Annotated in this window: 6 protein-coding genes; 1 reads left to right on the plus strand and 5 read right to left on the minus strand. The window is 72.6% G+C overall.

All coding sequences use genetic code 11. From position 1 onward, the window contains the following. Positions 1–263 precede the first annotated feature (263 nt). On the plus strand, positions 264–1,766 hold the full coding sequence (locus tag ACZ5TL_RS35175; RefSeq protein WP_468594873.1) for an FAD-dependent monooxygenase: 1,503 nt from the start codon (positions 264–266) through the stop codon (positions 1,764–1,766). A gap of 230 nt (positions 1,767–1,996) precedes the next feature. Here ACZ5TL_RS35175 and ACZ5TL_RS35180 read toward each other — a convergent pair whose 3' ends face one another. The 5 genes from ACZ5TL_RS35180 to ACZ5TL_RS35200 form a co-directional block, all read right to left on the minus strand. Then, positions 1,997–2,731, minus strand: coding sequence for a thioesterase II family protein (locus ACZ5TL_RS35180; protein WP_468594846.1), 735 nt, complete (start codon positions 2,729–2,731; stop codon positions 1,997–1,999). 79 nt (positions 2,732–2,810) lie between these two features. After that, positions 2,811–6,671, minus strand: coding sequence for a non-ribosomal peptide synthetase (locus tag ACZ5TL_RS35185; RefSeq protein ID WP_468594847.1), 3,861 nt, complete (start codon positions 6,669–6,671; stop codon positions 2,811–2,813). Then, complete coding sequence (locus ACZ5TL_RS35190; protein ID WP_468594848.1) at positions 6,668–15,574, minus strand: amino acid adenylation domain-containing protein; 8,907 nt, start codon at positions 15,572–15,574, stop codon at positions 6,668–6,670. Before ACZ5TL_RS35190 ends, ACZ5TL_RS35185 begins: the two co-directional genes overlap by 4 nt. A gap of 11 nt (positions 15,575–15,585) precedes the next feature. Next, complete coding sequence (locus tag ACZ5TL_RS35195) at positions 15,586–23,361, minus strand: amino acid adenylation domain-containing protein (protein WP_468594849.1); 7,776 nt, start codon at positions 23,359–23,361, stop codon at positions 15,586–15,588. A 53-nt stretch (positions 23,362–23,414) separates the two neighbouring features. After that, positions 23,415–24,602, minus strand: coding sequence for an NAD(P)/FAD-dependent oxidoreductase (locus tag ACZ5TL_RS35200; RefSeq protein WP_468594850.1), 1,188 nt, complete (start codon positions 24,600–24,602; stop codon positions 23,415–23,417). Positions 24,603–24,869 lie beyond the last annotated feature (267 nt).

Below are 24,869 nucleotides of genomic sequence, written 5' to 3' on the forward strand. Positions count from 1 at the left end.
TTTCCGCACACCGGTGTTGAGGGTGTGCGACGCCCGTCTGCCGGTGAGGTTGAGAGTGCACCGGTACGCCCGCACGCTGACACTCCCGGAACTTCCGCTCTCCGAACAGCCGTCCCGCCGGCGGGACAGAGGAAGCGGGAAAGCGGCTCGCTTTTCGCGCGTACGGAAATGACCCGACGCCGCCACAGGCTCGGTAAAGCGGCACTGGAATGTCAGTGGAACAGCACTGGAAACAAGGGGGCAACGACGTGGAACACACCGGGATGGACGCGGACGTGGTGATCGCGGGCGCCGGGCCGACCGGCCTGATGCTCGCCTGTGAGCTGCGGCTGGCCGGCGTCGACGTCGTCGTGGCCGAGCGGCTCGCCGAGCCCACGGGCGAGTCCCGGGCCGGCGGGATCCACTCCCGCACCCTGGAGGTGCTGGACCAGCGCGGGATCCTGGACCGCTTCCTGGCGGAGGGCGAGCTCCAGCCGGTGGGCCACTTCGCCGGCCTCTACCTGGAGTTCGACGAGTCCGAGTCCCGGCACCCCTACCCGCTGATGATCCTCCAGTCCACCATCGAGCGGCTGCTGGAGGAGTGGGCCACCGAGCTGGGGGTGCGGGTGCGCAGGTCGTCCAAGATCAGCGGCGTGCGCCAGGACGAGGACGGCGTGACGGTCGAGCTGGCCACGCCGGACGCCGGGCCCGCGACGCTGCGCGCCCGCTACCTCGTGGGCTGCGACGGCGGGCGCAGCACCGTGCGCAAGCTGGCGGGCATCGACTTCCCCGGCACTGAAGCGACGATGACCGCGCTGATCGGCGACGTGGAGCTGCCGGAGCTGACCGAGGACTACGTCTGGGTGCGGCGCACGCCGGTCGGCGACTACTCGGCGATCGCCTTCGAGCCGGGCTGGTTCCGGGTGATCACCTCCGAGTTCGACCGGGTCGCGGGCCGCGACGACGCCGTGACGTTCGAGCAGCTCCGCGAGTCCCTGGTCAGGGTCGCGGGGACCGACTTCGGGATGCGCAACCCCCGGTGGGTGTCCCGGTTCAGCGACGCGGCGCGGCAGGCCGCCGAGTACCGCAAGGGCCGGGTGCTGCTCGCGGGCGACGCGGCGCACATCCACTTCCCGGCCGGCGGGCAGGGCCTGAACATGGGCGTGCAGGACGCTGTCAACCTCGGCTGGAAGCTCGCCTCGGTGGTGCGCGGCCGGGCGCCCGAGAGCCTGCTGGACACCTACCACGCCGAGCGCCACCCGGTCGCGGCGCGCGTGCTGCACAACACCCGGGCGCAGTCGGCTCTGGTGCGTCCCGGTCCGCAGACGGACGCGCTGCGCGAGGTGTTCGGCTCCCTCATGGTGTTCGACGACGTCAACCGGTACCTGCGTCACCTGCTGAACGCGCTGGACATCCGGTACCCGGCCCCCGGCGACCACCCGCTGGAGGGCCGCCGGGTGCCCGACGCCGACCTGAAGACGGCCGACGGCATCATCGGCGTCCACGAGTTGCTGCACGCCGGCCGCCCCGTCCTGCTGGACCTGCACGGCAGCCCCGAGCCGGCGGCGGTCGCCGGCGGCTGGGCCGACCGCGTCGACGTGGTCGAGGCGCGCAGTGAGGACGACCACTGGATCGTCCCCGCCATCGGCGAGGTCCCCGCTCCGGCCGCGCTGCTGATCCGCCCCGACGGCCATGTCGCCTGGGTGGCCGACGAGGGCGGCGCGGGCGGCACCGACGCGCTGCGGTCCGCCCTCACCACCTGGTTCGGCCCCGCCCTGCGGAGCTGAGCGGGGACGTGCGGGACCGGCCGACGCGTGCCGTCGGCCGGTCCGGCGCTTCCGCGTCACCAAGGCCGTCGGGACCACGTCGTGCTCCCGACGGCCTTGTTCGTCGTGCGTCCTCGTCCGTTGTCGTGCGTCGTCGTGCGCGCGGGCACGGGCACCGGTGGACAGCGCGGCGCCGCCCCGGCGACCGTGGTCGCCGGGGCGGCGTGTAAGAGAGGGGACTGCGTCCCCCGTCAGCGGCCGCGGGCGGACTCCGCCTCGATCACGTCCAGTACCTCGCGGCCGAGGTCGACCAAGTACATGTGGTCACCCGGGAATTCCACGTAGCTGAACTCACCCGTGGTCGCGTCCCGCCACTGCTGGGCCTCCTCCGCGGTGACCAGGCCGTCGCTCGCGCCCCGCAGCGAGGTGATCGGCACCGACACCGGTACGTCCGTGCTCGGGACGTAGGCCTCGTGCATCTCGCAGTCGGCCTGGAGGGTGGGCAGGATCAGCTCCCGCATCTCCGGGTGGTCGAGGGCCTCGTGCCGGAACCCGGCGAACTCCTCGACCCGGGCGAGGAACTCGTCGCCCTCAAGCCCCGCCGCGCGCCTCTCGCGCTGGGTCCACGGCCCCGGTGAGCCGCTGACGACCAGCCGCTCGACGTGCACTCCGCGCCCGCCCAGCAGGTGTGTCAGCTCGTAGGCGAGGACCGCGCCCAGGCTGTGCCCGAACAGCACGGTCCGCGCCCCCTCACCCAGTTCCGCGACAATGCCGTCGATCTCGTTCTTGGCCGCCTCGACGACGTTGCGGTACGGCGTTTCCAGGATGCGCCGTTCCCTGCCGGGCAGTTCGACCGAGACGACGCGCCACCGGTCCCCCGCCGGCTTCTGCCACGGATGGAAGAAGGATGGGCCTGCACCCGCGAACGGCACGCACAGCAGCGTGGTCCGGTCCCGGTTCTCCTCGGATGTGCCGGGTTCTTTCACAACCGACCCCAATCATGCGTTCGATGGTTCGTCGGACCGGCTCCGGGACATCATGGCGCGACGTCCCGGAGTTCCCCGGTCAATCGGCCAGCTTGCGGTTGATCACCGCGAAGATCTCGGACACGGGTCCGGGCATGTGCAGGTCGCCGTGGGTGGCCTGCACGTCGTGCTCCTCGATGGAACCCTGGACGTACGGCCGCCACAGGGGTGCCCACGACCCCTCGTCCTTCAGCGCCGCGTTGAAGAACAGCACGTCGCCGCCGTAGACCGGCGAGTGGTACTTCGCCATGACGGCCTGGTTGTTGGCCAGCACCTTCGACATGGTGTCCAGGAACTGTTCCTTGTTGTCGGTCTTCACGAACTGACCGAAGTACTCCTCCAGGTCCGCCCGGTACTCCGCCACGGCCCGGCCGGCCAGTTGCGCGAACCCTTCCTGGGCGGGCAGGGAGTCCAGGATGGCTAGGAAGGCGACCTCGTGCCCGCGCCGTTCCAGCTCGGCGGCGATGGCGTGCGCGACGGTGCCGCCGTAGGACCAGCCGATCAGGTCGAAGGGCCCTTCCGGCTGGACGCGCAGCATCTGGGTGACGTAGTCGTCGATCATCTCCTCCACCGACCCCGGCAGCACGTCCGTGCCGTCGAAGCCGCGGGACTGCAGGGCGTAGGCCTGCCGGTCCGGCAGGTGCAGCACGAAGCTGAAGTAGCCCCAGCCCACGCCGCCGCCGCCGTGGAAGAACCACACCGGCGGCTTGTCCGTCTCCGGGACGCTGTTCAGCGCCATCACGACCGCGAACGGGTCGGTGTGCTCGTCGTGAGCGCCGCCGGTGAGGAGCACCACGGCCAGCTCGGCCACCGTGGGGTACTTGATGATCGTGCTGAGAGGCAGCGAGACGTCGAACTGCTTGCGGATGCGGGAGCTGAGCCGGGTGGCCATGAGCGAGTGCCCGCCGAGCGCGAAGAAGTCGTCGTCGATGCCGATCTTCTCCACGCCGAGCAGCTCGGCGAAGAGGGAGCACAGCTTCTCTTCGTGCGTGTTGCGCGGTTCCCGGCCGGCCGCGGTGGTCGCGTGCTCCGCCGGCAGGGCCTGCCGGTCGAGCTTGCCGCTCGGGGTCAGCGGGATCCGCGAGAGCGGGACCAGCGTGCCGGGCACCATGTACTCCGGCAGCCCGGCCCGCAGGTGCTCGGTGACTCGGGCGAGCAGCGGGCCGGCCGCCTCGGCGTCGTGGACCTGGCACCCCTGCCCCGCCTGGACCTGGCCGTCGCCCGGCACGGCGCCGGGCCGGGGCACCACGTAGCCCACGAGGCGCTTGTCGCCCTGCTGGTTCTCGCGTACGACGACGACCGCGTTGTCGACGTCCGGGTGGGCGGTCAGGGCCTGCTCGATCTCGCCGAGTTCGATGCGGAACCCGCGGACCTTGACCTGGAAGTCGGTCCGGCCGAGGTACTCGACCTGACCGTCCCCGGTCCAGCGCACCAGGTCACCGGTGCGGTACATGCGGGCGCCGGGCTCACCGAAGGGGCAGGCCACGAACCGGCCCGCGGTCAGCCCCGTCTGCCCCAGGTAACCCCGCGCCAGACCCGCGCCGGCGAGGTACAGCTCACCGGCCACTCCCGGCGCGACCGGACGCAGCGCCGCGTCCAGGACGTACACCTGGGTGTTCCAGATCGGCGCGCCGATCGGCACCCGGTCGGCGCCCGGCACGTGCTGCCACGCCGTGACCTCCACCGACGCCTCGGTCGGCCCGTAGAGGTTGTGCACCCCGCAGTTCGGCAGCACCTCGGCGGCCTTGTTCGCCAGCTCCGCCGGGAACGCCTCGCCCGCCACCTCGATCCAGCGCAGGCTCTCGCACTCCTTGGCCCCCGGCTCGGCGACGAACGCCTCCAGGAGCGAGGGCACGAAGTCCGCGCCGGTCACTCCTTCCCGCCGGATCAGCTCCGCGAGGTAGGACGGGTCCCGGCGGCCGTCGGGACGCGCGATCACGATCGCCGCACCGACCTGCAACGGCGCGAACAGCTCCGGCACCGACACGTCGAAGCTCGCCGTCGTGCTCAGCAGCACCCGGTCCTCGGCACCCACCTCGAAGTGCGACAGACCCCACGCAAGCCGGTTCATGATCGACCGGTGGGCGACCTGCACACCCTTCGGGCCGCCCGTGGAACCCGAGGTGAAGATGACGTACGCCGCGTTGTCCGGCGACAGGACGCGCTCCGGGTTCGCGTCCGAGTACGCGGAGACCTCCGGCAGCTCATCGTCGAGGACCAGCAGCGGCCGGGCGCTGTCCAGCACGTGCCGCACCCGGTCCTCGGGCAGCTCCGGGTCGATCGGCACGTACGCGGCACCGGACTTCACCACCGCGTACAGCGCGACCAGGAGGTCGACGGAGCGCGGGATCTTCACCGCGACCAGCTGCTCCGGGCCCGCGCCCTGCTCCACCAGCCAGTGCGCCAGCCGGTTCGCCCGCCGGTTGAACTCCCCGTACGTCAGCGACTCGCCCTCACCGACCAGCGCCACCCGCTCCGGATCCCGCGCCACCTGCGCCTCGAAGGCACCCGGCAGCGTGCCCGGAGCCACCTCGTGCGCCGTGTCGTTGACCCCACGCACCAGCCGGTCGCGCTCCTCCTCGCTGAGCACCTCCACGGCACCCACCGGCGCCGTCGGGTCCGCCAGCACCTGCTCCAGCACCCGGACGAACCGCGCGGCGATCACCTCGGCCGTGCCGCGGTCGAAGAGGTGGGTCGCGTACTGGAGGTCGCCGCGCAGCGAGCCCGCGGCGTCCTCGGCCAGGAAGAAGAACAGGTCGGACATGGCGGTCGACGTGATGGCCTGCTCGAACTCCACCTTGAGTCCCGGCAGTTCGAGGTCCCGGCTCGCGAAGTTCTGCCAGGCGAACATCACCTGGAACAGCGGCTGGTAGGCGGCCGAGCGGTCGGGGTTGATCGCCTCGACCACCAGGTCGAACGGCACGTCCTGGTGCTCGTAGGCCGTCAGCGCCTTGTTCCGCACCTGGGTGAGCAGGTCGGCGAAGGTCGGGTCGCCGGTGAGGTCCACGCGCAGCACCTGGGTGTTGACGAAGCATCCGACCAGGTCGGCCAGTGCCTCGTCGGTCCGCCCGGCGATCGGCGAACCGATCGTCACGTCGTTCCCGCCGCCGAGCTTCTGCAGCAGCACCCCCAGGGCGGCCTGGAGGAGCATCGACATGGTCGTCCCGCGCTCCTGGGCCAGCTTCTGCAGCCCGGCCGCCACCTTCGGGTCCACGGTGAGGGGGACCGTGTCGCCGCGCGAGCCGGCCTCCGCGGACCGCGGGCGGTCCAGCGGCAGGTTGAGCGGCTGCGGCACCCCGGCCAGTTCGCCCCGCCAGTACTCGATCTGCGCCGCGGCGGAACTGTCCGGGTCGGCCGCGTCGCCGAGCACCTCGCGCTGCCACAGCGCGTACTCCTTGTACTGCACGGGCAGCGGCTCCCACGCCGGCTCCCGGCCCTGAAGGCGGGCGGTGTAGGCCTCGGCCAGGTCCCGGGCCAGCGGCGCGCCGGAGCTGCCGTCCGAGGCGATGTGGTGGATGACCAGGACCAGGACGTGCTCCTCGGGGGAGCAGCGCAGCAGGCTCGCCCGGAAGGGCAGCTCGGCCGTCAGGTCGAAGCGGTGGGAGACGGCCTCGTCGATCGCGGCGGCCACGTTCCCCGGCGTCACCTCGACCACCGGCAGCTGCGGCGACGCCTCCTCGAGCGGCAGGATCCGCGAGGAGGGCTCGCCCTCGTCGTCCGTCACATAGGTGGTGCGCAGGATCTCGTGCCGGCCGACCACGTCGCCGATCGCCGCGACGAGGGCCGCCCGGTCCAGGGGCCCGGTCAGCCGGAACGCCGCCGATATGTTGTAGGTCTCCGCTCCCTGCTCCAGTTGGTGCAGAAGCCACATACGGCGTTGCGCGAAGGACAGCGGAATCATTGCTTCACTCCTTTGGCGAACATCTGGCGCAGGCTGGGGCGGCGGGGAGCAGCCGATTCCTCCGACCACGCGGCGAGCGCGGCCACTGTCGGCAGGTCGAAGATCTTGCGGATGGGTATCTCTACGCCCAACTCGGCGCGGGCCCGGCTGATCAGCCGGGTGGCCAGGAGCGAGTGCCCGCCGAAGGCGAAGAAGTCGTCGTCGATGCCGACCGTCCCCAGGCCGAGCACCTCCGCGAACAGCGCGCAGAAGGTCTCCTCGCGCGGGGTGCGCGGGGCGCGGCCGGTCGACACCTGGGCGTGGTCCGGGGCCGGCAGCGCCCGCCGGTTCAGCTTTCCGTTGGGCGTCAGCGGGATCTCCGACAGCGGCACCACCGTGGACGGGACCATGTACTCGGGAAGCCGCCCCCGCAGGTGCTGGGGGAGGTCGGCGAGCAGGGGGCCGATCACCCGGGCGAGGCCGGGGTGGTTGTACCGGGTCCGTCCGGCGACGCCGCTGGACACGAACGCCCCGTGGACCGTCGGCTGTCCGGCGGCCCGTGCGGGCAGCAGGACCCCGTCGAAGCAGCGCACGTCCGCACCCGACGGGGTGAGGACCGCGTGCCGGCCCTGCTGCCGCGCCCACGCGGTGAACTCCTGCGGGTCGAGCGTCCTGCCCGAGGCGGCGGGCATGCTCACGACGCCGGCGGTGGCCGCTGCGGCGGCCTCGGCGTCCAGCCGCGCGTTCGGTATCCCGCTCACCCGCACCGGACGGTCGCCCGCCTGGTCGACATGGCGGCGCAGTTCGGCGAGGCCGGGCACCCCCCGGCCCCACTCGGCCGCGGGCACGCCCGCCAGGTCGAGCACGTCGGCCGGTTCCTTGTGCAGGACGACCTCGTAGCGGTGCCGGGTCAGCTCGTTGTGCGCCTGTCCCGGCTTCAGCCGGATGTCCACGCCGTCGGCGTGCTCACGTGCCCACTCGGCGAACCACTCGGGAGCGACCACCAGTTCCCGCTCGGCGAGCAGCGCCTTCTCCACCAGTGTCCGCAGTTCCTCGTGCGAGGCGTGCGGGTGCGCGGCGCGCTGCACCGCGGTCAGCAGGACCCGCAGCGTCGTGGCGTTGCGGACGTCGCCGACGACGATCCGGCCGCCGGGCGCGACCAGTTCCATCGCCTGGCGCAGCACCCGGTCCAGGTACTCCACGCTCGGGAAGTACTGGGCGACCGAGTTGAGCACCACGGTGTCGAACCCGGCACGGGGCAGTCCGTCGATGTCGTCGGCCGGCTGGGCGCTCAGCCGCACCCGGTCGCCGTACCCGTCCTGTTCGGCCTGGGCCCGCACCCGGTCCACGACCGGGGCGGACAGGTCGGTGCCCCAGTACTCCTCGACCTCGCCGACGATCTTCGCCAGCAGCAGGCCGGAGCCCACACCGATCTCCAGCACCCGGCGTGGCGAGAACGCCAGCACCTGGGCCACGGCGGTGTCCCGCCACTCCAGCATCTGCTCGCGGGGGATCGGCTCACCGTCGTACGTGGACTTCCACAGCTGGAAGTCCTCGCCCAGCGCCTCGTCCTCGGAGGCCGTGTAGCTGTCGTCGTAGACCTCGCGCCACTCGTCCACCTGGTCGGCGGCGTCGGCCACCGCGGCGTGCAGGGCCGGCACCACGTAGCCCACCAGGCGCTTGTCGTCCTGCCGGTCCTCGTGCACCACGACCGCGGCCTGCGCCACGCCGGGGTGGGTGGTCAGTGCGTGCTCGATCTCGCCGAGTTCGATGCGGAAGCCCCGGATCTTGACCTGGAAGTCGGTCCGTCCGACGTACTCCAGGTGCCCGTCGGCGCCCCACCGCACCAGGTCCCCGGTGCGGTACATGCGCGTGCCGGGTGCGCCGAACGGGCAGGCCACGAACCGTCCGGTGGTCAGGTCCGGCCGGCCCTGGTAGCCGCGGGCCAGGCCGTCGCCGGCGATGTACAGCTCGCCGTTCACCCCGCGCGGGACCGGGCGCAGCCGCGCGTCGAGCACGTACACCTGGGTGTTGCCGATCGGTTCGCCGATCGACGGGAGGCCGGAGCCCGGTTCGACGGGGGCCGTCGTCGACCAGATCGTCGTCTCGGTCGGGCCGTACATGTTGGCCACCTCGGCGGCCTGCCCGGCCAGGGCGTCGGCCAGGGGCGCGGGCAGGGCTTCGCCGCCGACGAGGATCCGCAGGCCCCGCGCACCGTCCGGGTCGTCGGTGAGCAGCATCTGCCAGAAGGCGGGGGTGGCCTGCACGACGGTGACGTCGTGGCGGCGCATCGCCGCCACCGCGGCCGACGGCTGGGAGACGGTCTCCTTGCCCGCGAGCACCACCGCCGCTCCGGAGATCAGCGGGAGGTACAACTCGAGTCCGGCGATGTCGAACGCCACGGTCGTCACGGCGAACAGCCGGTCGCTCGGCGTCAGCGGGAACCGCCGCCCCATCGTGGCCAGGAAGTTCGCCAGCGCGCCGCGCGGGACCGCGACTCCCTTCGGGGTCCCGGTCGACCCCGACGTGTAGATCACGTACGCAGTGTTGTCGGGCGAGGCGGCCACGGCCGGCGGTGTGTCCGGGTACGCGGAACGGTCCTCGGCCAGCGCGTCGGCGTCGAGCACGAGCGCCGGGGCCGAGTCCTTCAGGATGTGGTCGATCCGGGAGCGCGGGTGGTCCGGGTCGATCGGGATGTAGGCCCCGCCGGCCTTCAGCACCGCCAGCAGCGCCACCACGAGGTCCGCGGACCGGGGCAGGGAGACGGCGACCAGGGACTCCGGCCGCACACCGCGGCCGATCAGCCGGTGCGCCAGCCGGTTGGCCCGCGTCTCCAGGTCCCGGTAGGTCAGCGACTGCTCCTCGCCGATGACGGCGAGGGCGTCCGGTGTGGCCCGCGCCTGCCGCTCCACGGCCGCGACCAGGCCCTGTTCCAGGGTCGGTTCGGCGGTGTCGTTGACCGTGCGCAGCAGCCACTGCCGCTCGTCCTCGCCGAGCACGTCGAAGTCCCCGACGCGGACGTCCGGGTCGGCGACGACCTGCCCGAGGACGCGCACGAACCGGTCGACGATCTCGGCGGCCGTGTCCTGGTCCAGCTTGTCCCGGTGGTACTGCAGGGCCATCTGCAGGTGCGGTTCGGACGCGGCGGTCAGCGTGATCGGGTAGTGCGAGCCGGCGAACGGCTGCAGCCCGGTGATGGCCACACCGGCCGTGGTGTTGGCCTCGTCGAGGGCGTCCCGGTCGACCGGGAACGACTCGAACAGCACCAGGGTGTCGAACAGCGTGCTCAGCCCGGTGGCCTGCTGGATCTCGGCGAGGCTGTGGTGGTGGTGGTCCAGCAGCGCGCCCTGGCGGTTCTGCAGCTCGGTGAGCAGGCCGGCGAAGGTGTCGCTGCGTTCGCAGCGCACCCGGACGGGGATGGTGTTGATGAACATCCCGACCATGTCCCCGGCGTCCAGGAAGGCGGCCGGGCGGCCGGCCACGGTGGCGCCGAAGACGATGTCGGACCGCCCGGTGAGGTTGGCGAGCAGGACGGCCCAGGCGCCCTGCACGAGCGTGTTGACGGTGACGCCGAGCTGCGCGGCGCGCCGGGTCAGGCCGGGCATGTCCTCGAACGTCACGTCGAGGTCCCCCACCCCCGCGGGTCCGTGCTCCGCGGTCGCGCGCGGCACGAGCAGCGTGGGTTCGTCGACCCCGTCCAGCTCGGCCGCCCACACCCGTGCGGACTCCTCCCTGTCCTGCCTCACGAGCCAGGCCAGGAACTCGCCGAAGCTGCGGATGCCGGGCAGCCCGGCCGGGTCGCCGTCGGACGCGTAGAGCAGCATCAGGTCCCGCATCAGCAGCGGCGTGGACCAGCCGTCGTACAGCACGTGGTGGCCGGTGAGCACGAGTTCGGACCGGCCGGGTCCGAGGTCGACCAGCGCCAGCCGGATCAGCGGCGGGGTGCTCAGGTCGAAGTGCGCGGCCCGGTCCTCGACGAGGAACCTCTCGAACGCCTCGGTGCGCTGCGCGTCGTCGGCCGCGCTCAGGTCCAGGTGACGCCAGGGCAGGGTCACGTTCCGCGGCACGACCTGCACCACGTCGCCGTCGGCGCGGTCGACGAACGCCGCGCGGAGGTTGTCGTAGCGCTCCAGCAGTGCCTGCCCGGCCCGGCGCATCCGCTCCGGGTCGACGTCGCCGGACAGATGGAACACGAGCTGCATGTGGTAGACGTCGAACGCCTCGTCGGCGGTCAGCATCGAGTGGAACAGCAGCCCGGACTGCACGGGGGTCACCGGCCACACCTCGGCCAGCTCGCCGAGGCGGGCCTCCCAGGTGTCGATCTCCCCCTGGTCCACCTTCACCAGCGGCGCGTCGCTCGGGGTGAGCCCGCCGGCGTCGTCGGTCACGGCGTGCCGGGCGAGGGCGGTCAGCGCCTCGACCCACAGCCCGGCCAGCTCGGTCACCTCGTCGCGGGTGAGCACCCCGGTCGGGAAGCCGAAGTAGGCGGTCAGCTCCTCGCCGTCGCCGGTGCTGGTGGCCACCGCGTTGATCTCCAGCGCGGACAGCACCGGCATGTCCGCGTCCGGTGCGGCGATCAGGTCGCGGTGCGTGGTGTCCGGGGCCCAGCCCAGGTGCCGCAGTTCCTCGGGGATGTCCGCGCCGGAGGCCCGGCCGAGGTAGTTGAACCCGATCTGGGGCTCGGGCAGTCCGGCCAGGGCGGTGGCGGTGCCGGGGTTGAGGTGGCGCAGCAGGCCGTAGCCGACGCCGTTGTCGGGGACCGCCCGCAGCTGCTCCTTGACGGCCTTGACCGCTTTCCCCGCGCCCACGCCCCCGGCGAAAGCGTCGGCCACGTCGACGCCGGCCAGGTCGAGCCGGACCGGGTACATCGCGGTGAACCATCCGACCGTGTCCGACAGGTCGGCGCCGGGGATCAGGTGGTCCTCCCGGCCGTGTCCCTCCAGCCGGACCAGCGTCGAGGAGGCGGCGGGCACGCCGCGGCCGTGGCGCCAGCGGGCCAGCGCCAGCGCCAGCCCGGCGAGCAGCCCGTCGTCGACACCGCCGCGGAACACCGCGGGCACCGTGTTCAGCAATGTCTCCGTGACGTCCGCGGGCACCTGGACGCGCACGGTGTCCACGGTGGCCGTCACATCGCGGGCCGGGTCCACCTCCCGGGCCCCGAGGGCCGCTTCGCCGGTGCCGAGGATCTCCTGCCACACGGGCAGTTCCGCCACCCGCGCCGGGGAGGCCGCCTCGTCGGCCAGCGCGTGCACCCACCGGCGCAGCGAGGTGCCCACCTCGGTCCGGGCCGGGGCGCCCTCGCCCCGGATCCGCTGCCAGGCGGCGGCGAGGTCCGGCACCAGGATCCGCCACGACACCCCGTCGACGACCAGGTGGTGCAGCACGACCAGCAGCCGGTCCGGGTCCGTGCCGGAGGTCAGCCACACGAACTGCGCTATGACGCCCGCGTCCGGGTCGAGCCGGTCCGCGGCGGCGTCCAGTTCGGCCTGCACGTCGGCGTCACCGTAGGGGACTTCCCGCAGCAGCGTGCCGGCGTCGACGCCGCCGGGCGCCTCGACCGACAGGCCGGGCAGCTCCCTGTCCAGCCGGGAGCGCAGCACGTCGTGCCGGTCGAGGACGGACTGGAGGGTCGCGACGAGCCCGTCGCGGTCGATGTCCTGGGGCAGGGTCAGCAGCGCGGACATGCAGAACCGGCCGATGCCGCCGCCCAGCGCGAGGACGTGCGCCGCCGTCGGCGGCAGCGGCATCCGGCCCACGCCGCCGCCCGGCAGCTCGGCCAGGACCACGCGCTCCTCGTCCTCCCGGCCCTCGACCAGTTCCGCGAGCCGGGCGACCGTGCGGTGCTCGAAGATCTCCCGCGTGGTGACCACCACGCCGCGTGTCTTGGCCCGCGCCACGACCTGGATGGACCGGATGCTGTCCCCGCCGCTGGTGAAGAAGTCGTCGTCGACCCCCACCTGTTCGGCGCCGAGGACGTCGGCGTACACCTCGGCCAGGAGCCGTTCCGTCTCGTTGCGCGGCGCCCGGTACTCGGTGCCGGCGAACTCCGGCTCGGGCAGCGCGGCCCGGTCCACCTTCCCGTTCGCGGTCAGCGGCAGCCGGTCGAGCACCATGATCGTGGTGGGCACCATGTAGTCCGGCAGCCTCTCGGACACGAAACGGCGCAGGTCCGCCGCCGAGACGGCGGTGTCCGGCGTGGCCGTGCCGTCCGCGGCGCCCGCCGGCGCCACGTAGCCGACGAGGCGCGCGCTGCCGGTGTGGTCCTCGCGGACCGTGACGGCGGCCTGGCCGATCGCGGGGTGCCGGGCGAGGACCGTCTCGATCTCGGTCGGCTCGACGCGGATGCCGTTCACCTTCACCTGGGTGTCGGCGCGTCCGGCGTACCTCAGCCGGCCGTCCTCGTCCCACTGGGCCAGGTCACCGGTGCGGTACATGCGGGCGCCGGCGGGGCCGAAGGGGCAGGCGACGAACCGCTCCGCGGTCGCCGCGCCGTTGCGGTGGTAACCGCGGGCGACCGGCCCGCCGACGTACAGTTCGCCGATCACACCGGGCGCGACGGGCGTCAGTTCCGGCCCCAGGACGTAGGCGCGCATGTTGGCCAGGGGCTGTCCGACCGGTACCGCACCGGTCGAGGTCCACTGCCGCGGCAGCGTGAAGGTGGAGGCGTAGAAGCTCTCGGTCTGTCCGTAGGCGTTGACGACGCGGACGTCGGGAAGGGCGTCGCTGATCTTGCGGACCAGGTCGCCCGAGAGGGCCTCGCCGGCGAGGACGACGGTTTCGACGTCGAGTCGGAGGCGGTCCGGGGCGTCATCGGACATCTGGTCGAGGAGCGCGGAGAACACCGTGGGGACGGCGCTGACGGTAGTGCCCGACCAGCTGCCGCGTTCGGCGAGTTCGAGCACGTCGCGGACGATCTCCACGCTCGCTCCGGTGGTGAGCGCGGTGAAGATCTCGAACACGGAGACGTCGAAGTTCACCGAGGTCGCGGCGAGCATCCGGGAGCCCGCCTCGACGCCCACCGTCCGGCGCAGGTCGCGGACGCCGTTGACGACGGCGGCGTGTGTGACGGCGACGCCCTTGGGTGTGCCGGTGGATCCGGACGTGAACATCACGTAGGCCAGGTGGTCCGGGTCGATCCGGACGTCCGGGGCGTCGGGGGCGGGGCCGTCGAGGTCCTGGTCGTCGAGGCGGAGCACCGGCGCCCGGCACCCGGCCACGGTCGCCGCCGCTTCGCGGTCGGTCAGCACCAGTGCGGGGTCGGCCGTGCTGAGCAGGAGGCCGACCCGCGCGGCCGGGTACTGAGGGTCGACCGGCAGGTAGGCGCAGCCGGCCTTGAGCACGGCGAGGAGCGCGACCACCAGGTCCGCCGACCGGGGCAGTGCCACGGCGACCGGGGCGTCGGGCCCGACCCCGTGGTCGCGCAGCACCGCGGCCAGCCGGGCCGCTCGGCCCTCCAGCTCCGCGTAGGTCAGGGTGGTCCCGCCGGACACCACCGCCGTCGCGTCCGGTGTCCGCGCGGCCTGGGCGGCGACCAGTTCCGGCACCGTCGCCGCCTGCGCCGGTGCCGCCGTCTCGTTCACCCGGGTCAGCAGGTCCCGTTCCGCGCCGGTGAGCACGTCCACGGAACCGAGCCGCGTCCCGGGGTCGGTGACGACCTGCCGGAGCACGCGCACGTAGCGGTCGACGAGGTTCTCGGCCGTGGAGTGGTCGAACAGTTCCGTTGCGTACTCGAGCCGCCCGTACGCGCCCCCGGACGGGGCCGGGACGATGTTGAAGAACAGGTCGAACTTGGCGGTGCCGGTGCCCGCCGGGAGGGGGGTGACGCGCAGGCCCGGTATCTCGATCTGCGACCACTCGAACTGCCAGGCCAGCATCACCTGGAACAGCGGCTGGTAGGCCGTGGTGCGTTCCGGGCTCAGCAGTTCCACCAGGCGTTCGAAGGGCACGTCCTGGTTGTCGTACGCGGCGAGGGCCCTCTCCCTCACCTGGTCCAGCAGGTCGTTGAACGACGGGTTGTGCGACAGGTCGACGCGCAGCACCCAGGTGTTGGCGAAGAACCCGATCAGCTGGTCGAGCTGCTGGTCGGCACGTCCCTCGATCGGGCTGCCGATCGTCAGGTCGTTGCCCGCACCGAGGTGGTGCAGGAGCACCGCGAGCACGGACTGGGCGAGCATCGGCGCGGTGGCACCGCGCTCGGCGGCCAGCTTCCCGACCCCGGAGAGCAGCTCCGCGTCCAGTTCGAAGTCGACGTGACCGCCGCGGTGGCCGGCCACCGTCGGCCGCGGCCGGTCCAGCGGCAGCTGCACGGGCTGCGGCACCCCGGCCAGCTCCCGCCGCCAGTAGGCGAGTTGCTCCGCGGCAACGCTCTCCGGGTCCTCTTCGTCGCCCAGCAGCTGCCGCTGCCACAGCGTGTAGTCCTTGTACTGCACCGGGAGCGGCGTCCACTCCGGCGCGTCCCCCTGCTGACGGGCCGCGTACGCCGACAGCAGGTCCCGCAGGAACGGCGCCATCGACGCCCCGTCCGCGGCGATGTGGTGGAACACGAACACCAGCACGTGCTCCTGCGGGGAGAGCCGGAACACGGTAGTGCGCAGCGGCAGTTCCGTGTCCAGGTCGAAGCCCTCGCGCGCCGCCTCCTGTACGGCGGCGTCCACCGCCTCGGCGGCCACGTCGACCAGCCGGAACGGCAGGACCGCCTCCTCGGGCGGCAGGATCCGCTGCTCCGGTGTGCCGTCCTCGTTCTCGGCGATCAGGGTGCGCAGGCTGTCGTGCCGGTTCGCGACGTCCGTCACCGCGGCGGCCAGGGCCGCCGTGTCCAGTGCCCCGTCCAGGCGCAGCACGAACGGGATGTTGTAGGTCGCGGACGGGCCTTCCAGACGGTGGAGGAACCACATCCGTCGCTGGGCGAAGGACAAGGGGATCATCGACGCTTCTCCTAAACGGTCATCTGACCCAGCTGGGGGCGCAGCCGGGGGCGGTTCGACGTGGCCAGTTCCTCGATCTGGACCGCCAGCTGGGCGGCGGTCGGATTACGGAAGACCGTCGTGACTTTCACGTCGACGTCGAGCTCGTTGCGGATGCGGCCGGTCAGCCGGGTGGCCAGCAGCGAGTGCCCGCCGTGGTCGAAGAAGTCGATGTCGATGCCGACCTCCTCCAGGCCGAGCAGTTCGGCGAACAGCCGGCAGAGGACTTCCTCGGTGTGGTTGCGCGGCCCTCGTCCGGCCGCGGCCTCGGTGTGGTCGGGAGCGGGGAGCGCCCTGCGGTCGAGCTTCCCGCTCGGGGTCATGGGCAGTTCGGCGAGCGGCACGATCGCGGAGGGGACCATGTACTCCGGCAGGTGTTCCCGGGCCCGGTCCGTGAGGGCCGTGAGGTCCAGGTCGGTGTGTGCCGTGCCGTTGCCCGGCACCACGTAGGCGACCAGTCGCTGGACGTCGGCGCTGTCCTCGCGTACGACGACGACCGTGTTGTCGATGTCCGGGTGGGCGGTCAGTGTCTGCTCGATCTCGCCGAGTTCGATGCGGAAGCCGCGGACCTTGACCTGGAAGTCGGTCCGGCCGAGGTACTCGACCTGGCCGTCCCCGGTCCAGCGCACCAGGTCACCGGTGCGGTACATGCGGGTGCCCGGCTCACCGAACGGGCAGGCCACGAACCGGTTCGAGGTCAGCCCGGTCTGCCCGAGGTAGCCCCGGGCCAGACCGGCGCCGGCGAGATACAGCTCACCGGCGACCCCGGGCGCGACGGGGCGCAGGGCCGCGTCCAGGATGTACACCTGGGTGTTCCAGATCGGCGCGCCGATCGGCACCCGGTCGGCGCCCGGCACGTGCTGCCACGCCGTGACCTCCACCGACGCCTCGGTCGGCCCGTAGAGGTTGTGCACCCCGCAGCCGGGCAGCACCTCGACGGCCCGGTTGGCCAGGGCGGGCGGGAACGCCTCACCCGCCACCTCGATCCAGCGCAGGCTGGTGCACTCCTTCGCCGAGGGTTCGATGACGAACGCCTCCAGGAGCGAGGGCACGAAGTCCGCGCCGGTCACTGCCTCGCGCCGGATCAGCTCGGCCAGGTAGGACGGGTCCCGGCGGCCGTCGGGACGCGCGATCACGATCGCGGCACCGACTTGGAGCGGCGCGAACAGCTCCGGCACCGACACGTCGAAGCTCGCCGTCGTACTCAGCAGCACCCGGTCCTCGGCACCCACGTCGAAGTGCGACAGGCCCCACGCCAGCCGGTTCATGATCGACCGGTGCGCCACCTGCACGCCCTTGGGACCACCCGTGGATCCCGACGTGAAGATGACGTACGCGGCGTTGTCCGGCGACAGCACCCGCTCCGGATTCTCGTCCGGGTACCCGGTGACGTCCGGCAGCTCCTCGTCGAGGACCAGCAGGGGCTTCGCACTGTCCAGCACGTGCCGCACCCGGTCCTCGGGCAGCTCCGGGTCGATCGGCACGTACGCGGCACCGGACTTCACCACCGCGTAGATCGCCACCAGCAGATCCACCGAGCGCGGGATCTTCACCGCGACCAGCCGTTCCGGACCCGCGCCCTGCTCCACCAGCCAGTGCGCCAGCCGGTTCGCCCGCCGGTTGAACTCCCCGTACGTCAGCGATTCCCGCTCACCGACCAGCGCCACCCGCTCCGGGTCACGGGCCACCTGCGCCTCGAACGCACCCGGCAGCGTGTCCGGGGCCACCTCGCGCGCCGTGTCGTTGACCTGGCGCACCAGCCGGTCGCGCTCCTCCTCGCCCAGCACCTCCACGGCACCCACCGGCACGTGCGGGTCCGCGAGGACCTGCTCCAGCACCCGGACGAGCCGGGCGGCGATCGCCTCAGCCGTGTCGCGGTCGTAGAGGTTGCGCTGGTAGTCGAGGGAGAGCCGCAGGTAGGGGTCGGAGGAGTTGAGGGTGAGGGGGTAGTGCGAGCCGGCGAAGGGACGGATGGCATCGATCGTGACACCCGCCGAGGTGTTCGCCTCGACGATGCCCTCGCGGTCGATCGGGTAGTTCTCGAAGACGACGATCGTGTCGAAGAGGGCCGGCAGTCCGACGCCGCGCTGAATGTCGGCGAGGCCGTAGTAGTGGTGGTCGAGCAGGGTGATCTGCCGGTCCTGGAGGTCGGTGATGACGTCGGCCACGCTCTGGTCGGAACGGCACAGCGCCCTGGTCGGGAGGGTGTTGATGAACAGGCCGACCATGTCCTCGGACCCGGTCAGGTCCGCCGGGCGGCCGTTGACGGCAGCGCCGAACACCACGTCACGCTGCCCGGTCAGCTTGGAGAGCAGGATCGCCCACGCGCCTTGCAGGAGCGTGTTCAGCGTGACGCCGAGTTCGGCGGCGCGCCGGGCGAGTTCCCGTCCCCTGTCGATCGACAGCGGCACCTCGACCCGGCCGAGGGCGGAGGCGTCCCCCTCGGCACGGCGGCCGGCGGCCACGAGGGTGGGCTCGTCGAACCCGTCGAGCTCGGCCTGCCAGCGGGCCGCCGACGCCTCCCGGTCCTGCTGGGACAGCCAGGCCAGGTAGTCGCCGTAGCTGCGGACCGGGGCGAGCCCGTCGGTCCCGGCGTACAGGCGGATCAGGTCCTTGATGACCAGGGGGGAGGACCAGCCGTCGAAGAGGGTGTGGTGGGCCGTGATGATGAGCTTGGCGCGCTGCGGCCCGCAGGTGAGCAGGGCCAGGCGGAACAGCGGCGGCCGGGCGGGGTCGAGTCGGTCGGCCCGGTCGTCGGCGAGGGCCTGGTCGAGCGCCGCGTCCTGCTCGGCCTCGTCGCGGCCGGTCAGGTCGAGGTGCCGCCAGGGCACGGTGACGTGCTCCGCCACGACCTGCACCGGGTCGCCGTCGGCCGCGGTGAGGAACGCGGAGCGCAGGTTGGGGTACCGCTCCAGGAGCGCCTGCCCGGCCGCCCGCATGCGGGCCGGCTCCACGTGCCCGGACAGGTGCAGCACGAACTGCATGTGGTAGACGTCGAAGGAGCCCTCGGCGAGCGCGGCCTGGAACTGGATGCCGGACTGTCCCGGGGCCTGCGGCCACACCTGTTCCAGCCGGCCGTAACGTTCCTCCCAGGTCTCGATCTCCTCCTGCCGCACCGGGACCAGCGGTGCGTCCGAGGGGGTGAGGCCGCCGGCGTCCGGGCGGGCGGCGTGCGCGGCCATGCCGTGCAGCGCCTCGACCCACAGCCGGGCCAGTTCCTCGGTCCGCTCGCGGGTCAGGACGCCGGTGGCGAACATGAGGGCGGCCTGGAGCCGGGTGCCGTCGGGGGTGTCCGTGGCGACCGAGTTGACCTCCAGCGCGGACAGCGCGGGCAGGTCCGGGTCGGGCGCCGCGATCAGCTCGGAGGACCAGGACGCCGGTCCCCAGCCCTGCGCGCGCAGGTGCTCGGGCACGTCGGACTCGGAGATCCGGCCGAGGTAGTTGAAGCCGATCTGCGGCGCCGGGTAGTCGGCGAGCTGCTCGGCTGTCTCCGGGTTCAGGTAGCGCAGCAGCCCGTAGCCGAGGCCCTTGTCCGGGACCGCGCGCAGCTGCTCCTTGACCAGCTTGACCGCCCGGCCGGCCGCGGGGCCGCCGGCCAGGACGTCGGCCGGGTCCACCCCGCGCACGTCGACCCGGGCCGGGTACATGCTGGTGAACCAGCCGGCGGTCCGGGAGAGGTCGGCGCCGGGGACGACGTCCTCCTCGCGGCCGTGTCCCTCCAGGCGGACCAGGGTCGAGCGGTCCGTGCCGCGCCACCGGTCGACGGCGCAGGCGAGCGCGGCGAGCAGGACGTCGGTCGCGGTGCCGCGGTACGCCGCCGGCAGCCTGGTGAGGACCGCCTCGGTGACGTCGGCGGGCAGTTCCAGGCGCACGGTGTCGACCGTGGACCACGTGTCCAGCGCCGGGTCGAAGGCCCGCGCGCCGAGCGGCGGGTCGGACGCCTCCAGCAGGTCGCGCCAGTACTCCAGTTCGGCCTCGCGCCTCTCGGAGAGCGCCTCGTCCTGGAGCGCCAGGGCCCAGCGCCGGGCCGAGGTGCCGACCGCGGGCAGTTCGGGTGCCTTGCCGGAGCTGACCTGCTGCCACGCCTCGGCGAGGTCCGACATGAGGATGCGCCAGGTGACGCCGTCCACCACGAGGTGGTGCAGCACCACGAGCAGCCGGCCCTCGCCCGAGCCGGCGGCGAACCAGACGAAGTCCGCCATGGTCCCGGCCTCGGGGTCGAGCCGTCCGACCGCGTCGTCCAGTTCCGCCTTCGCCGCCTGAAGCGCCGCCGGCTCGTCCCACCGGCCGTCGCAGTCGACCCGGCGGATCAGGTCCGCCGCGCGTACGGTGCCCGGCTCGCGCACGACGAGGGAGGGCTCGTCGCCGCGGACCAGCCGGGCGCGCAGCAGGTCGTGCCGGTCGAGCACGGCGTCCAGCGTCGCGGCGAGGCCGTCCGCGTCGATGCCTGCGGGCAGCTCCAGCACCATCGACATAGCGAAACGATTCGTCCCGCCGCCGTGCTCGAACACGTGCCGTGCCACCGGCTGGAGCGGCATCGGGCCGACGCCTGCGCCCTCCAGTTCCGCGAGCACGGGCACCCGGCCCTGGCGGTCGGCGGCCGCCTCGGCCAGCCGGGCCGCCGTGCGGCACTCGAAGATCTCCCGCGTGGTCAGGTCCAGGCCGCGGGCGCGGGCCCGCGCCACCACCTGGATCGACCGCAGGCTGTCGCCGCCGACGGCGAAGAAGTCGTCGTCGACACCGACCCGCTCCACACCGAGCACGTCCGCGTAGGCGGCGGCGATGATCCGCTCGGCCTCGGTGCGCGGCTCCCGGTAGGCCTCGCCCAGGAACTCCGGCTCGGGCAGCGCCTTGCGGTCCAGCTTGCCGGTCGGGCCGAGCGGCAGCCGGCCGAGGGCCACGAACGCCGACGGGACCATGTAGTCGGGCAGGCGGGCGGCGACGAACTTGCGCAGTTCGGCGGCCGAGGCCCCGGCCTGCACGTCCACGTCGCCGATGCCGCCGGCGCCGTCGTCGCCGACGGCTCCTTCGCCGGTGTGGACGACGTAGGCGACGAGCTGCTTGCCGCCCGAGGGCGCCTCGCGGCCGATCACCACGGCCTCGCTGATGCCGGGGTGCTGGGTGATCGCGGCCTCGACCTCGGCGGTCTCGATGCGGAAGCCGCGCACCTTCACCTGGCCGTCGCCGCGGCCGACGCACTCCAGCCGGCCCTCGGCGTTCCAGCGGGCGAGGTCACCGGTGCGGTACATGCGCTCGCCGGCGGGGCCGAAGGGGCTGGCCACGTAGCGTTCGGCGGTCAGGCCCGGCCGGTCGTGGTAGCCGCGGCCCAGGCAGGTACCGGCGACGTACAGCTCACCGATGACGCCCTGCGGGACGGGGGCGAGTCCGGGGCCGAGGACGTAGGCCCGCATATTGCCGAGCGGGGTGCCGATGGGGGCGACGTCGCCCTGCGTCCACTCCTCGGACGGGTCGAGGGAGAAGGTGGTGGCGTAGAAACTCTCGCTCTGTCCGTAGGAGTTGACGATGCGCGCGCCGGGCAGGGCCTCGCGCACCTGGCGCACCAGCCGGGCCGGGAGCACGTCGCCCGCGAAGACGACGGTGCGTACGTCGGGGGTCTTGTCCAGGTGGCCGACCAGTTCGCCGAGCACGGAGGGGACGCCGCTGATGACCTGGCCGTTCCAGCCGTCCCGTTCGCCGAGCGCCAGCGCGTTGGGGACCAGTTCGGCCGTGCCGCCGGTGGTGAGGGCGGTGAGCAGTTCGAAGACGGAGACGTCGAAGTTGACGGAGGTGCCGGCCAGCATCCGCCACCCGGGCGTCGTGTCGAGGACGCGCGCCAGTTCCCGTACGCCGTTGACGACGCCCCGGTGGGTGATCGCGGCGCCCTTCGGCTTGCCGGTGGAGCCGGAGGTGTACATCACGTACGCGAGGTTGTCCGGGCCGAGCGGCGCGCGGCGGCCCGCGTCGTCGGGCGCTCCCTGGGGCGTGTCCCACCCCGCGCGCTGGTCGACGTCGACGGTCTCGAAGCCGCCGGGCGGCAGTTCCCGCGAGGTCGCCGTGTCGGTGACCGCGAACCGGGGGCGTGCCTCGGCCAGCACGGTGTGCGCCCGCCCGCCGAGGTACTGCGGGTCCATCGGCACGTATCCGGCGCCGGACTTGAGGATGCCGAGCAGGCCGGCGACCAGGTCCTCGGTGCGGGGCAGGGCGAGGACCACCAGGTCCTCCGGCCCGGCGCCGCGCCGGACCAGCTCCCACGCGACGCCGTTCGCGCGGTCGTCCAGCTCCCGGTAGGTCAGCGTCCGGCCGTCGCACTCGAGGGCCGGGGCGTCGGGGGTCCGGGCCACCTGGCTCTCGAAGAGCTGCGGGACGGTCAGCTCCGGCACCGCGGCCGTCCGGTCGTCGCCCCGGAGCAGCCACCGCTGCCGCTCGGCGTCGTCGAGCACGTCGACGGTGGCGACCGCGCGCTGCGGGTCGGCGACGAGCCGGCCCAGGACGCGGACGAACCGCTGCGCGATGGCCTCGGCGGTGTCCTGGTCGAAGAGGCTGGTGGCGTACTCCAGCCGGCACTGCGCCCCGCCCTCGTTGTCCGGAAGCAGGTCGAAGAACAGGTCGAACTTGGCCGTACGGGTCTCCAGCCGCTCGACCTCGACGCCGAGGCCGGGCAGCTGAAGCGGCGGTACGGGCGGCTGCCAGGAGAGCATGACCTGGAAGAACGGGTTGTAGGCGGTGGACCGGTGCGGGTTGAGCAGCTCCACCAGCCGCTCGAAGGGCATGTCCTGGTTGTCGTACGCGGCCAGCGACCGCTCCCGGACCCGCTCGAGCACCTCGTGGAAGGTCGGGTTGCCGGAGAGGTCGGCGCGCAGCACCCAGGTGTTGACGAAGAAGCCGACGAGGTCGCGCAGTTCCTCGTCGGTGCGGTCGGTGATGGGCGCGCCGATGGGCAGGTCGTCGCCGCACCCGAGGTGGTGCAGGAGCACCGCCAGCGCCGAGTGCATGACCATCGACACCGTGGTGTCCCGTTCGACGGCCAGCTTCTCCACGGAGCGGAGCAGGCCGGGGTCGATCGCGAACCGGATCCGGTCGCCCTCGGAGCGCATCACCCTGGGGCGGGGGCGGTCCGTAGGCAGGGGCAGCGGCTGCGGCAGGTCGGCCAGCGCCTCGCGCCAGTACTCCAGCTGACGGGCCGACAGGCTCTCGGGGTCGGACTCGTCACCGAGCACGTCGAGCTGCCACAGCGTGTAGTCCGCGTACTGCACCGGGAGCGGCTCCCAGGCCGGGGCGCCGCCCTCGGCGCGGGCCGCGTAGGCCGTGGTGAGGTCGCGGAACAGCGGCCCGAAGGACTCGCCGTCCACGGCGATGTGGTGGGCCACGACGACGAGGGTGTGGTCGCGCGGTCCGCACCGCAGCAGGGCGGCGCGCACCGGCACGTCGGCGGCCAGATCGAAGGTCTCGGTGGCCGTCCGGTCGACCGCCGCCGCCAGCTTCTCCTCGGTGACCTCGACGACCGGCAGGCCGAACGGCTTCTCCCCGGACGGCAGCACCCGCTGGTGCGGGACGCCGTCGTCGTCCTCGACGATCACCGTGCGCAGGGCCTCGTGCCGGTCGAGGACGTCGCGGAGCGCCGCCTGGAGCGCCTCCACGTCCAGGTCGCCGGTCAGGCGCAGGGCGAAGGCGCCGTTGTAGGTCGGCGAAGGTCCTTCGAACCGGTCCACGAACCACAGCCGGCGCTGCGCGAACGACAACGGGATCATTGTGTCTCCAAAATCGGCGAACCAGTCAGCGGTCGTCAGTCGGCGGTCGTCGGTCAGCTCTGGTCGAGCAGGGCCAGGAGCTCGTCGTTGTAGAAGTCGTCGAGGGAGATCGCCCCCGACAGCGTCGAGAAGTACCGGTCGATCTGCTCCTGGTGACCGACCAGCTTCTGCAGCATCTCGGCCCGCCCCTCGGGCTTGAGTTCGGCCACGTTGAGCGCACCCTGGTAGTGGCTGAGGGCTTCGCCGCCCAGGTCGTTCTCGTAGCGCCGCAGCGCCGCGTTGAGCACGGCGTCGTCGTGCAGCCCGTCCCCGATGTGGTCGGTGAGCGACTGGGCCTGGACGAAGGCCTCGGTGATGCCGCGGGCGGTGATGGAGTCCTTGTGGTTCACCGCGTCACCGACCAGCGCCCACCCGGGCCCGAAGGCCTTGCGGAAGTAGTTCTGCTGGTGCCCGGTGCCGTAGAGCTGCTCCTCGCGCTTGCCCGCCGCCATCCGCTCCCACAGCTCGGGCGCCGTCGTGCGGAAGGCGTCGAGGTAGGCGGGTTCCACCGCCTTGCGCATCTCGGAGAACTCGTCCTGCGGGAAGTAGGCCATGAGCAGGGTGAGGTCGTCGTTGGTGGGGATGACGCCGATCCACCGCCCCGGCCGCGCGTACAGCTCGAAGTCGGAGGGGACCCCGGACCAGTAGCTGTAGTAGGTGCAGGTCATCCGCGGGTGCTCGATGACGTTCTGCGCGCCGGCCTTGCGGGCCACCAGCGACCGCATGCCGTCCGCGCCGACGACGAGGCGTGCCCGGTCCGTCGCCTGGCCTCCGCCGGGCGTCGTGTACCGCACCCCGACGACCCGGTCGTCCTCGAACAGCAGGTCGTTGACCGCGCAGCCCTGCCGGAAGTCGACGCCGGCGGCGACGGCTCCGTCCGCGAGGATCGGGTCGAGCACGTACCGCCGGGGCGCGTACGTGGTCCGCTGGCCGTCGATCGGCAGGGAGAATCCTTCGATGCGGACCCCGGGCGCCTCGTAGCGCTGGCGGTCGATCGGCCGGCAGCCCGCCTCGACGAGCTTGTCGAGCAGCCCCCACCGCTTGAGCAGGGCCACGCCCTGCGTGTGGAGGTAGTGGGAGGAGAGCGTGTCCTGCGGGAACCGCGCTTTCTCCAGGAGCAGGACTCGATAACCCTGCCGCGCGAATAGCATGGCCGTCGGCGAACCCGCACAACGGGCACCTATGACAATCACGTCGTACATGGCGCGCCTCTCTTACCAGGTAGTTTTTTGCCCAACGCGGCAGCAGCCGGAAAAGTCATCGTGTTGGTGCGCGCTATCGACGCAGCGAACGAATAAACGCTGCCGAGCACGAAATTGATGCTAGCCGCCCGGACGGACGGCAGAAAGAGAACCCGCGACCGGCAGTCGCAGGTCGGCGGGGGGGGGGGGGGGGGGGGGGGGGGGGGGGGGGGGGGAGAAAAGAAACAACACCAAAACAAAAAGAAAGAAGAAGGAAGGAGGCGGAGG

This window comes from Streptomyces sp. NPDC033136 (genome assembly GCF_055578235.1).